The following is a 13,011-nucleotide window of genomic DNA, read 5'->3' as shown; positions in this document are numbered from 1 at the left end:
GGTTTTTTTTCATGGTTAGTCGCAGAACTTGTTTAGAATTTAACTTCTATCCAGTCTTCATTGTCTTTGAAATACAAAGTTTTTACATCGCCCTTACCTTCAACATTTACCATGTTGATTTGTGTCGGCCAAAGGTCACGTAAAGCACCGTTATAAAGTTTCAGACCTTTTTCTGTCTTAGGCATAGGTGCATCTTGATAAACCCAGAAGAATTTACCATCAACTTCATAACCAACAGTATTTAACGCAACATCTTTGCCCGCTAACGTTTTGGCATAAAACTGTGTCGCAACGTAGTCAGCAAATTGCTGTTGAGTCTTATCTGAATCCAAGATGTCGGCCTGTTTGTCATCAAATAAGTCCTCAACGGCATGCTCTGTGTCATGGAGGTAAAAACGGTGCATTATCTCTAAATGCCCAGAGTTTTTATTGAATAAAACCGTTGTTTCTGCTGCTTTTTGCTGATGTGCATAAGCGCTATTAGTAGTGAGCAGGCTCACGACTAATAGACTTACTGCAGCGAATAAAACGAATAAGCCTTTAGGCATTATTAGTCCTTCTTCTCTTCTTTTTTGTCTTCATCAACTTTAAGTTCAGTTTTGATATCATTCATGATGTCACGACGAACTTTCTGTGTGCTCTTCTTCGCTTTGTATGCTTCAACGCGAGAAGGGATAATGCGACGTGGGTAGTAGTTGTTTTCTACGTCTACGTCAGCTGTTTCCCAACCTGGATCAACCGCAACGCTAACAAGTTCTTTTTCTTTGTCAGTGACAATTAACTTGCGAACGTTTTTCGGAGTACGACGCCAGATTTCAGCTGGAATGTACTGGTCTTCAGTTGAGCCGTCAGCATAAGTTAGCTGTAATAAAATAGGCATAACTAAACCACCTTTATTAGAGAACTCTAATACGTAGTAGTTTTTGTCTTCTTTTACGGCACGATCAAATACTTCACGTTCCCATGGCTTCAAGCCTTTAAGGAATTTGTTGTATGCGTTACGCTCTTTGTTCGTTACAGTGAAACGGTCATTTTCGTCGTAGAAGTCACGAACGTCAGGGTTACGGTCAATCCATAACTCCTTACCTTCAGCTTTGTTACGCTCTACGAATAATGAAGATGGCTTGTCGTTTTCAATGTCACGTAAACGGCCGTAATCGATGTCTGGATTTTTAGTATCCATACGCATCTTGTAAACTTTGTCGATAGAGATATCAACGTGATCTGTTGAGTAGAACCAACCACGCCAGAACCAATCTAAATCAACACCAGATGCTTCTTCCATAGTGCGGAAGAAATCAGAAGGTGTAGGACGCTTGAACATCCAACGCTCTGAGAACTCTTTAAATGCAAAGTCGAATAAATCACGACCTAAGATCACTTCTCGTAAAATGTTAAGTGCAGCAGCAGGCTTAGTGTAAGCGTTAGGACCAAGGCGTAAAACGCTGTCTGATTGCGTCATAATTGGCACTTGGTTTTGCGACTTCATGTAACCAACGATATCACGCGGCTCAACACCCCATGGAATGTTTGGATCCCATTCACGACCTGCAACGCCGTCTAAGAAGCTGTTGAGACCTTCGTCCATCCAAGTCCATTGACGCTCGTCAGAGTTAACGATCATTGGGAAGTAAATGTGACCAATTTCGTGGATAACAACACCAATAAGGAAGCGTTTTTCGGCTTGTGAATAAGTACGCGAGCCATCTTTACGTAATTCAGTACGAGGACCATTAAACGTGATCATTGGGTATTCCATACCACCTACAGGACCATTTACTGATTGTGCAGTAGGGTATGGGTAATCAAATGAATAGCGAGAATAAACTTCCATGGTGTGGATAACTGACTCGGTAGAGTATTTCTTCCATAAGTCGCCACCCTCTACTGGGTAGAAAGACATTGCCATGACAAAGTCTTGTACATCGCCACCTTGTTTGTAACCTTTTGCATCCCACATAAATGTACGTGATGAAGCCCAAGCAAAGTCACGAACGTTATCAGCTTTAAACTTCCAAGTTTTACGCTTGTCAGTGCCTTCTTTCTCGTTCTCTAATGCTTCTTCTTCAGTAACAATAAATACAGGGCGTTTAGCAGTTTTCGCTTCTTCTAAACGGTTGCGCTGTGTTTTAGTTAGTACGTCTTTCGGGTTAGTTAATACACCGGTAGAAGATACGATGTGATCAGCTGGTACAGTGATTTCTACTTCGTAGTCACCGAATTCTAAGGTAAATTCACCACGACCTAAGAATTCTTTGTTGTTCCAACCTTCGTAGTCAGTGTATGCGTGTAGGCGTGGGAACCACTGAGCTAGTAAGAAAATGTCGTTGCCGTCTTCAAATTTTTCGTAACCTGAACGTGCAGATACCGCATTTTCTTCGACAATGTTAAAAGCAAAATCAATTGAGAACTTAACGTTATCGCCTGATTTTAACGGCTTAGGTAAATCGATACGCATTTGTGTACCAACAATAGTAAACGTTAATGGCTTACCTTTGCTGTCTTTTACTGCGCTGATTTCGTAACCAACTTCGTTATCCGCTAAGAATTGCTGACGACGAAGTGTGCCTAAGCTCAATTTTGCTGGCTTGCTACCGTCACCTGCAGAAGCTGCTGGGCCACGATTACCAATACCGCCAAAGTTATTTGACATATTAGCAATCGAGTCTTCTTTGAAAATGTTTTGATCAAGCTGAACCCATAGGTACTTTAATTTGTACGGAGAGTTGTTTTGATAGGTGATTTTTTCGCTACCGGTTAAACGACGCTTTTCTTCGTCTAAAGAGACTTTGATTTTATAGTCAACTTGTTGTTGCCAGTAGTTTTCGCCTGGTTCACCCGCTGCGTTACGGTATACGTTTGGCGTAGGTAAAACTTCTTCTAATTGACGGAACTTGTCTTCAAAGTCACCTTTTGTTTGCTTAATTGCAGAGGCGCTAACCGCACTCGCAAACGTAATTGGTAACAATAAAGCCAATGAAATGTAGTTTTTTACTTTCATGTTTCTTCAGTTTTAATTGTTGGTTTATGAATCCATCTACAGCATGTCAGTTTGGTACTGTGTAAGCTATTAGGCTGACGGCTATACGCGAAGTTATAATCGCAAGTAAGTGCGAGAACACTTATTTTATTTACGATGTGTCGGAAGAGCGATGCTAACCATCGAGAACGTCCACGCACGTCAATTACGTTATCATTTATCGGAATAAATTCACCAATTTATAAGTGTGATAATGTAACAAAACGCTATAACTAGTTAGCCACACATAATGCCTTTACTCCAAAAAATAGTAAAGTGGATATGCTTGCAACTTAGCGTAAAAAACACGCGAACTAACTTAATATACGTGTGTTTATTAAAAATCAGTTGAATTGAGGAAATAAAAAGGAAAATCAAGGTGCTTGCTTGGTAGATTCCTCAATTGCGAGTAATATAAGTATATGGTTTACAAAATATGCTGAGAGAGGGAACTAGCAGCCAGAACAAATGAGTCGTAATAAAAAAATACTTATTGTAGAAGACGATGCTGACATTGCCGATAGCTTGGTCTTATTCTATCAACATCACAATTTTGATACCCACCTCGTCAATGACGGTGCTTATGTCGTTGACACTGTAACAAGCTATCAACCTGACATTGTCATACTTGATATCATGCTACCCAATGTTAATGGGATTGACTGCTGCAAAGCCATTCGAGAATTTAGTAATGTGCCCATAATTTTGCTTACGGCTAAAGTTGAGCAAACAGATAAGTATGTTGGCCTCGAGTCGGGCGCTGATGACTACGTGTGTAAACCTTTTGACATTATGGAACTCATTTTGCGTACTAAAACACTCTTGCAGAGAACGCAGGGGCAGGTGAGCTACAGCAAACTGAGTGTTTTTCCTGAACAAGCTAAAGTAGTATATCAAGACAAGCCTGTCGACTTATCAACGCTTGAATATAATCTCTTTTCGTTGCTTTACAATAACCCTGAACGCATCTATTCGAGAGAGCAAATATTACAACAAGCTTATCCTCAATATCGTCATATTACTGACCGCACAATAGACAGCCATGTGAAGAAAATTCGCAATAAGTTTAAGCAGGCGGGAGTTACTGAAAATCCGATAGAGTCGGTATATGGTGCAGGTTATCGTTTCTCATTATCTTAAACGATTGTTAACAACAATAAAGAATGCAATTAGCTTTAGGCTAATGGTAGCGCTATTTTCTGTTATATCTTTCGGCACGTTTGCTCAAGCTGCTGTTGATATTACAACGGAGCTTGCCCAAATCGATGCAGCGACACCTGAAAATGAGCAAAAGCTTCGCGAGATGTTGAAGTTTGTCGACGGCGATGACGCAGTGCTTGTCAAATTGAGGTTAGCTAGAAGTTACCGAAAAAGTAGTCAAGCTGATAAAGCCAAATTGATTGTTGATGAGTTATTGGTGAATATCGACGACTTGCCTATTGAACTTCAGATCAAAGTGCATGTTAGCAATGCTCAGTATTTTCGGGCAACAAATCAATATGCTAAGGCTGTAGAAGTCATGGAGAAATATGCGTTACCTCTTGCAGAGCCTGACTCTCCCCAACTTGGTATTCTCTACCAACACACCGGTGTTTTCTATCGATTACAAATGAAGTTATTAGACGCTAAAGAGTATTACTTTAAAGCATTAGATAAATATCAGATTTCCCAAGACGAGGAAGGTGAAGCTGAAATTTACGGAAATTTAGGTGTTTTATATGCCTCTGAAGGTGATCTGGTATTAGCAGCAGAATATCAAATTCGGTCGATGCGCTATTTTGAAGAGCGAAATGACGTTGGTGCATTAGCTGGAAATTATTTCAGCTTGGCTGAACTCTATTATAAATCTCAGCAATATGATGAATCTTTGGCGTATTACTTTAAAGCGCTTGAATTCGACTTGAAGCTCAATAGTATGCAAGACGTCGGTTATGACTATCATCGCATTGGGAGTATATATCTCAAACAGGGGTTGCTAGATGAAGCAACTCGCTATACCGAGAAAGCGGCGAATATTTTTGTTAAACACTCTGCGCCACAAGTACTAGCCAGAGCCTATCTACAACTTGCCAAAATTGCTACTCAACAGGAACTGAATACTGAAAGGCTTCTATATATTGATCTTGCAGAACAAGCTGCTCTTGAGTCTGGTGCGGAACACCAGTTAGGGTTGGTTTGGCGTGCCTATGGTCAGTATTTTTTTGATACGGAACAAAATGTTGAAGCTAAAGACTATTTCGAACGAGCATTAGCAATCACTCAAAAGAAAGGGTTGCTTGAAGGACAATTACGAGAGCATGAGCTGTTGAGCCAGGTATATAACAAGCTCGATGAACCTAATGAAGCTTTTGAGCACTTAAGCGCAGCGTACGATTTAAAACAGCAATTAGATTCAGAGCAGAGGATTAATGAATTAGAGCGTCATAAAAGAGATATTAACTTGCTTCAAGAGCAAGTCAAAGTAGCCAAACTCGAAGAACAGAGACACAAAGCTGAGCAACAAATCGTTGAGCAACGCTCGACCATGATTGTGATTGTTTTTATTGCAGCATTGATCCTCGTTTTTCTTGTGTTAGCTATTTATTTACTCGGTCAGCGAAGAAAAATAGCACTATTACGCGCGAAACTTTATGAAGACGCATTAAGTCAGAAAAATCAGTTGCTTGCTGATGTATCACATGAATTACGAACACCATTAACTGCGCTAAAATTGCAAGTAGACTCTCTTCGTTATCACCTTGTCGATGACGTCGATTTAAGTTACCAAAAACTCAGTACGAAAATTACGGATTTGAACCACTTGATTAGTGATATCTATGAGTTGGCGTTGTCTGATGTAGAAGGCTTTTCATTTAATAAGCATCCTGTTGATGTCATACCATTATTATCAGCTTGGTCATCAGAATTTGCCGGTGAAGTAAAAGCACAAAACTTAACATGGACGAGTCAATTTACGGTTGAGCATGCAGTTGTCAATATTGATATTGATAGGATCAAGCAAGTATTTGCTAATGTTGTTTCCAATAGCATTAAATACACAGATAAACCGGGTATGGTTGATTTAAATGTAGCTATAAAAGGCAAAGAAATTGTTTGTGTTGTGCAAGATACAGCGCCAAGTGTCGATGAAGATGAACTCGATAAGATATTCGAACGTCTATATCGAGTAGAAAAGTCGCGCAACCGAAAAACTGGCGGTTCAGGACTCGGCTTAGCCATATGTCGTAATATTATTAACGCTCATCAAGGCAATATTTCTGCGAAAAAAGGACGGTTAGGGGGTATTGCAATTGTCATTAAATTGCCAATCTATGATGGCAAATAACTGGTATGAACAGCCTATTCTGAGTACTTTTAAGCCTTAGCTTCCATATTTACTCCACATTTATTTGTTAACTTTTACTCAGGATGAATTGAAGAAAAGTTAGCTATGTTTTTTATTGTAGTGATGTTCGCGTTAATGTTTTGCTTAGCGTTGTTAATCAAAACCTTATATGAACGCAGGAATGTAAGCGATACATTTAGTGTCGATAGTACGTTAAGACAGGAGGTTTTATCGCAATATAAATCATCTACAAATCATATTTCACGTCAAACGAGTATCGAGAAAAAAAAGCAAATCCACCAGCGTTTGTTAAGTGAAGAAACGGCCACTATTGGACAGGTCAATGAACAGCTTGAGCTTTACAGCATGTTTGATCATAAAAAAATGCCTCCCGCTGTCGTCGATAAGTTGTTGACGATTATTCTGTTGGATCAGTCTTCATGTGGTATTGAAAAATTGATCACGCTTGAGCACCTTAAACAACAAATTCAGCCAACACATTTAGCTAGTTTACGTGCAATTTTTATGCGCTTTCATAGCAAAAACTACTTATTTGATTTAGAAATCTACAAGTTGGTTAAGTACTGTGAAGATTGCGCTCAAAAGCATGATTTACTGATGCTGATTAGTCAAATGTTACCTTCTTGTCCAGACCTTGCAGCTGCAAGAAAACAAGCCTGAGGTGAATAGCATGTCTCAATTGCTTTTAAAAACCTGGGTCAATATCTTAAACAAAACATGTTCTAACTGCGCTTATAAATGGGTCAAATCACATATGTTGAGGCCTGTAGAAACGCACCACAAATGGCCAAAATCGATAAAGCGCACGGTATATAAAACGAAATTTGGTAAGTTACGCACCTATCAAGCAGGACATGGTAAATGTATTTGGCTTGTCCATGGTTGGTCTAATGCACATGAGTATTGGCCGTTAATAGAGAAGTTACTTAAGCAAGGTTATCAATGCATTGCCATTGAAATGTTACCGAGTAAATCTAAAGAAAAAGTACTTTCTTTGCCGAATTGGATTAATGCATTTGATATCGCTACTCGTAGCTTACCTGAGCCGACTCATGTTGTTGCTCATGGCTTAGCTGCATCTATTCTCGGGAATAGTTTATGGTTATCACGCTACCAAGAGAACTTGACGCTGTTGTCACCAGTGTTGAATTTCGACATGAGTGTTGGACGTTATTGCAAACGCAAAGGGTTACCAGACAACATGTTAAATCGTTTAAAGCGGGATATGTATAAACAAGACAAGATCAAGCTCTCGCGCCTTAATGCAACACAGGCGATAAATGACTATGATGGTGAGTTAACTATTTTTTATAGTAAAAAAGATGATATCTCGACGGTTGGTGCAATTGACGATCTCTCACAGAGGTCGAATCAACGCATCGTTCAATTTAAAGGGGCTGACTCAAGTCGCATCATTAATAGCCGTTCTTTAATGAGTGTGATACGACAGCAACCTAAAGCCTTAGATATAACATTGTAACTCATCAATAAAAAAAGCACTTTAGCTTGAATAACTAAAGTGCTTCACGCCTGGGAGAATACCTATTCCTTCAGGTATATATGGGCTTAAACTTAAAACTTCGCACGTACACCAATGGTGTAACGACGGTCAGCTTCGGTATATTTCCATGGGCTACCTAACTCATGCAGGAATACTGATGGTTCACCTGTTAAGTTTGTTGCATTGCCAACCACGGTAAAGTGTTCGTTGATGTCCCAACTTGCCGAGAAGTCCAGTTGACCACGGTCATCTCGGTAATTGTTACCATAAACTAAATCTTCATCTGACACAGAGGCATCTGCATTGATTGCAACTACACGTTTTTCATTTTCTGTATCAAGAAATTTATCACGGTAGTTATATGCCAAACGCACAGCAAAACCTTCATATTCCCAGAATGCTTGCAAGTTGTAAGTATTCTTAGAGATATCTAACAATGGGTTGCCATTAGGTTGTTCACTATCTGAATATGTGTAGTTAGCACTAATACCTAAACCAGACCAAGCACCAGGTAAGTCCTTAAAGTGTTGTTGGTAGCCAATCTCATATCCTTTAACGGTACCGTTTTCACCATTTGTATCTTTGGCTGTATCAATACCCGTTAGGCCAGCATCGCGAAGCGCTTCGACATGAGCAAAACCGTCTGCATCGTTGAATTGCGTGCTATCTGAGTATACAAGGTTTGGATTATCTACCCCTGCAGTCGTTAACTGACATACACTTTGCCATTCAGTTACGTTTTGGCCAGCAGTTGCAGGATCAGCAACACAAGTAGAGGTATTATTTAAGAAAGATTCAACATCTTTGTAAAAGACAGCAAATGAGAACATATTACCGTCACCAAAATAGTGCTCGACAGATAGGTCGTATTGCGTTGCACGGTACGGGTCTAAGTCGATAGCACCTTGGGTCGCTGTAACAATTGAGTTATCAATGTCAAATGCAGGGCTTAATTGACCAAAATCAGCACGGCGCATAACTTTTGCGGCTGCGAAACGGAATAACGTCTCATCAGAATAGTTATAAGTTAAGTTTAAGCTAGGTAAAAAGTCGCTATAGTCGTTTTCACCATTAACTCGCTCGCCATCGCGTAAAATAGCAGACGTAAGATCTGTTTGAATGTAACGGCCACCAACAATCGCTGTAACACTATCAAAGTCTAGGTACGCTGAAATGTAGATTGCTGCTGTATCTTCAGTAATGTCTCTAAATGCACCTTCGTTTCTTTCTAAGTTATCTGCAAGCGAGCCCGTTGTTGCTAAGTTCGTGCCAATCAATAACTGCTGAAGTTGTGCATATGCCTCTGCTGGGTTTGATAAACCATTGTATGTTGCAAAGGTTAGTAGGTCATTTTGGCCTGATAAGCCAATTTGGTCGAAAGCATTGTTGTGGCTAAGCGTTGTAAAACTACCAGGGAACATTGCATTGTAGTCGTCAATCCAAAGTGCTGCAGAAGAGCCATCCGCGTCATTGAATGCCTTTTTATAAATGTCTTTAATTTCTTCTTTATATTGATCGTATTCGTATTCACGTTCCGTGACTCGAATACCAGCTTTCACTTTTGATAACCAATCAATATTGAAAGGTTGGTCCCAATCAACATCTAAACGAAATGCGGTTTCATCATTCTTAGTGATTTTTTCTTCAGATTTAAATGTACGCAGCGAGAGGTTTTCAGCGGCAATATATGCAAGTGGATCTGAATGAATGATACTTGGCAATTGATTACCTGACTGAGAAAATACGCCATCGTAGACATGAGTGACGAGTGAGCCATCAACTAACCATGGTGCTTTTTCAATTGGACGCAATGTGAATTCTGAATCTGGGCGGAAACTTTCTGATGATGCTATCGCAAATTCCCCCGAAATTGTGATTGAGTCAGACACGTACCATTCACCTCCAAAGGCGTGTGAGTATGCATCTGTATCGCGAAAATCACTGTAGGTTTTAGGAATAGCAAAGTCATTTACAAGCGTATAGTTATTCACTTGTCCATTTGCATCTTGCGTTGTACCTGAGTTTGACTCAAAAGCACCGACAACACCTAAAATAGAGTTACCATGTTGCTCACCTGAGCGGTCTGTTGTATTTAGGTCAAGGTAGAACATGCTGTTGCCTGACTGTGGCGCCCACTGCAATGATAAGTTTATCGCTGTGCGCTCACGTTGTTCGACATATTGCTCTACTGTATGTTGGTCTCTAACAGCAAAGTTACCGCTTGCTGTGTTTGATGTTAGACCTGCAATATCAACATCCTGCGGCAATACGCGGCTGAAAAACTCATCTTGACGAATTTCACGGTCTTGGTATGACACCATGAGTAATGCACCGAACGAACCAGCTTCACCTAAATCCCAATTATTTCCAATTGAGCCAGTAAAAATAGGTGCCCAGTTTTCTGTTTTATCGGCAAACTCAGCATCTAAAGATGCGGCACCAGTCAAACCTTCGAGTTCAAGCGGTCGAACGGTACGTAGGCTAACGGTTCCACCTAAAGCGCCTTCAATCATATCGGCTGTTGGTGACTTAACAACTTCTACAGTTTTTAGGAAGCTAGAAGGAAAGTCTTGTAAGCTGATACCGCCACGCGAATCACCAATTGTTGAACGACCATTTAATTCAACACGGTTTTGCGGTAAACCACGAATAGACACACTATCGCCGACACCAAAATCTGTATTTATTGATACGCCCGTAATTCTTTGAAGCGCTTCAGCGATGTTGTTGTCAGGCAGTTTTCCTATATCTTCAGCAACAACGGCATCAACGATACGACCATCGGTACGCTTGAGGCGCGCCGCCTCTTTCATACTGCCAAGCATACCTGTTACTTCAATGACTTCGATATCATCAGTACTGCTTTGATCTTGTGCATCGGCTGCGAGTGCCGTGCCACAAAGTAATGCCGATAACGTAGCGCCAAATAAGGACTTGTTAATTAGCGTAGCGCTGCGATGAGCAAACATAGCGCTTATTTTGTTGATTTTCATACATCTCCCCTCGATGATTAGGCATTTTATTTTTATTGGTCATGCCAATTTGTATATTTTTTAATCTCTATATTTATATCTTACTTACATTGATATGACAAATATTTATTTTATTTAACTCTGTTTTTATGTATTGGTCATGCCAATATTGTTGCCTGCTATGTTGGGTTTATTTGATGTTTGTATTTAAGTTGTTGTTTTTGATGGTTAAATTGTTGTCTTGTTTAATCGAAGGAAACAAGGTTTTCATTTTGAAAATTATTCAGAAACTTTACTGTAAGTACAATTACCAGTTGGTCAGGAGCTAATAGGGAAACCAAGGGTAATTTTGATGGTTGTGCTGTTAATTGGTCAAGTAGATTAGTTGGAGGGGGGACTTGTCATTAACCTTGTTACAAATTAACCATCATTTTCTGCGAATTAGCTTGAATAAGCTTAAATCACGTCAATACTTAGGGTATCACTCTAATTCTGTATACCTGCGGCTGCGTGAAATGGATTTTACTTTTAAACTAGTGCTCTTCATTTTATTGACATTGATGCCCTTCAATTCTGCTGGGGCACAGAAAGCTATCGTTAAAAAAAGACTACATGTCATTGTTAATCAGTCAGTGGCTCTTCAGTCGATAAACAGACAACAACTTAAGTCTATATATTTAGGACAGAAAACGGTGTGGCCTGACGGCTCTATTGTGACGCTCGTCATTTACCGCACGACCGATAAACTGCATAAGGAATTTGTAGAGGACATGTTAGGTATCTACCCCTATCAATTTAACCGAAGGTGGCAAAAATTAGCATTCAGTGGCTTTGGGATTAAACCTATTGTTGTAGAGTCAAAGAGCGCTATGCTTGAAACAGTAGCATCTACACCTGGAGCTATTGGTTACATTGATGTAGAGAACAGTGTTGAAGGAGTGACATATGCACTGCTCCAATAAACAGCTTTTTACGCTCTGGCTTGGTGTTATTGTAAGTTGTTCTGCATCTGCTCAAAAAATAGATGTTGGTGGGTTTGTATCTCAAGGTTTAGTTCATACAACAGCCAATACATTTTTCGATAGTAAAGATGAAACCAGCTATAAGATGACAGAAATTGGTCTTCAAGCAAGCTATGTCACACAAGAGAACTTTAGGCTCTCTGGTCAGGTTATTTATCGAAATTGGGGTGATATAGAGAGCACTTACCTCGATTACTTATTCATTGATTATGGTCTATATAGTCGACCAACCGTTAATTTATCACTGCGTATAGGTAGGATAAAATCGGACTATGGTCTTTATAACGCTACAAGAGACATTCCTAGTGCAAGACCGTCTATTTTCCTGCCACAATCCGTATATCTCGATATATTGAGAAACTCTTCTACTTCATATGATGGGATAAGTTTTTATGGAAACGTTCTTGCGCAATATGGGACGTGGAATTGGGCAGCGTCATATGGGATAAACCCTGTCGACGATGCGTTGACTGAGAGTATTTTTGGCGGCGCTTTACAAGGGGATTTTGATACGCATAAAAGTACCAAATTGAATTTATCGTGGGAATCACCTAATGGTAATTGGCTTTTGGGTTTAGGCTTTGAAGATCAACAGGTTGACTTTAAACCGGTGAACGCACCCAATGCACCGGTAATAGTTTCTCCTGGGTTTATTGAGTATGAGCGATATATATTTTCGAGCCAGTACTTTGCACCTAACTGGGATTTAACACTTGAATATATCTATTTAGACTCAAGCTCTGCAGGGTTCGAATTTTTTGCGCCAAATTTACCTGTAGAATTACAACCTCAGCCCCAAGATCTCGTCCGTTCAACAAATGTAAGCGATGGCGGCTATGTGCAATATCGTTATTTACTCTCAGAACAACTCACGTTGTTATTACGTTACGATGTGTTTTTCCAAGATACGGATAATCGCGCAGGTGAAATTACAGGCGCTGGAGGCATTATTGGTCAAGATTTTGGAGCCTTTGCAAAAGACTTAACGGGAGGAATTAAATGGCAAATAAATGAACGTTGGATTGTTCAAGCGGAAGCTCACTTTGTCGAAGGTACCGGCTATATTTCTCCTTGGGTTGATGTAATACCAACCGTTGAAGATAAGTACTGGGAAATGTTTGCGTTACAGGCATCATATAGTTTCTAGCTGG

The 13,011-nt window shown here is 40.0% G+C and carries 9 protein-coding genes; 6 read left to right on the top strand and 3 right to left on the bottom strand.

Features of this window, described 5'->3' with window-relative positions; genetic code table 11:
* Window positions 1-32: 32 nt before the first annotated feature.
* Window positions 33-548, bottom strand: coding sequence for a DUF6702 family protein (locus tag QQK05_RS11230; protein WP_284298589.1), 516 nt, complete (start codon window positions 546-548; stop codon window positions 33-35).
* 2 nt (window positions 549-550) lie between these two features.
* The gene (locus QQK05_RS11225; protein ID WP_284298587.1) at window positions 551-3,001 is read right to left on the bottom strand and encodes a M1 family metallopeptidase; all 2,451 of its coding nucleotides are present in this window, start codon (window positions 2,999-3,001) and stop codon (window positions 551-553) included.
* A gap of 486 nt (window positions 3,002-3,487) precedes the next feature.
* On the opposite strand from QQK05_RS11225, the gene QQK05_RS11220 reads away from it, so the two are divergent.
* The 4 genes from QQK05_RS11220 (at window position 3,488) to QQK05_RS11205 (ending at window position 7,845) form a co-directional block, all read left to right on the top strand.
* Entirely contained in the window at window positions 3,488-4,159 is a 672-nt protein-coding gene (locus tag QQK05_RS11220) for a response regulator (protein WP_284298585.1), read from the top strand.
* Window positions 4,128-6,344 carry an ATP-binding protein gene (locus QQK05_RS11215; protein ID WP_284298582.1) on the top strand — a complete coding sequence of 739 codons (2,217 nt, stop codon included), beginning with the start codon at window positions 4,128-4,130 and terminating at the stop codon, window positions 6,342-6,344. The genes QQK05_RS11220 and QQK05_RS11215 overlap by 32 nt, the downstream gene beginning before the upstream one ends.
* A gap of 105 nt (window positions 6,345-6,449) precedes the next feature.
* Window positions 6,450-7,025 (top strand): hypothetical protein, encoded by a 576-nt coding sequence (locus tag QQK05_RS11210; RefSeq protein ID WP_284298580.1) that lies wholly within the window; start codon window positions 6,450-6,452, stop codon window positions 7,023-7,025.
* A gap of 10 nt (window positions 7,026-7,035) precedes the next feature.
* Window positions 7,036-7,845: an alpha/beta fold hydrolase gene (locus QQK05_RS11205; RefSeq protein WP_284298577.1), complete on the top strand. Its 810-nt coding sequence runs from the start codon at window positions 7,036-7,038 to the stop codon at window positions 7,843-7,845.
* 92 nt (window positions 7,846-7,937) lie between these two features.
* Here the strand turns inward: QQK05_RS11205 and QQK05_RS11200 are convergent, their stop codons facing one another.
* A complete protein-coding gene (locus QQK05_RS11200; RefSeq protein ID WP_284298575.1) occupies window positions 7,938-10,859 on the bottom strand; it encodes a TonB-dependent receptor in 2,922 nt (973 codons plus the stop codon).
* A gap of 539 nt (window positions 10,860-11,398) precedes the next feature.
* Here QQK05_RS11200 and QQK05_RS11195 point away from each other — a divergent pair.
* Together QQK05_RS11195 and QQK05_RS11190 are read left to right on the top strand one after the other, a co-directional pair.
* On the top strand, window positions 11,399-11,800 hold the full coding sequence (locus QQK05_RS11195) for a type 2 periplasmic-binding domain-containing protein (RefSeq protein ID WP_284298573.1): 402 nt from the start codon (window positions 11,399-11,401) through the stop codon (window positions 11,798-11,800).
* Window positions 11,784-13,007, top strand: coding sequence for a hypothetical protein (locus QQK05_RS11190; RefSeq protein WP_284298571.1), 1,224 nt, complete (start codon window positions 11,784-11,786; stop codon window positions 13,005-13,007). The genes QQK05_RS11195 and QQK05_RS11190 overlap by 17 nt, the downstream gene beginning before the upstream one ends.
* Window positions 13,008-13,011: the final 4 nt, after the last annotated feature.

The organism is Thalassotalea loyana, from assembly GCF_030161435.1.
Taxonomy (GTDB): domain Bacteria; phylum Pseudomonadota; class Gammaproteobacteria; order Enterobacterales; family Alteromonadaceae; genus Thalassotalea_G; species Thalassotalea_G loyana.
Note: the sequence above shows the minus strand (reverse complement) of the source record. Positions and strands in the feature narration are given on the sequence as shown.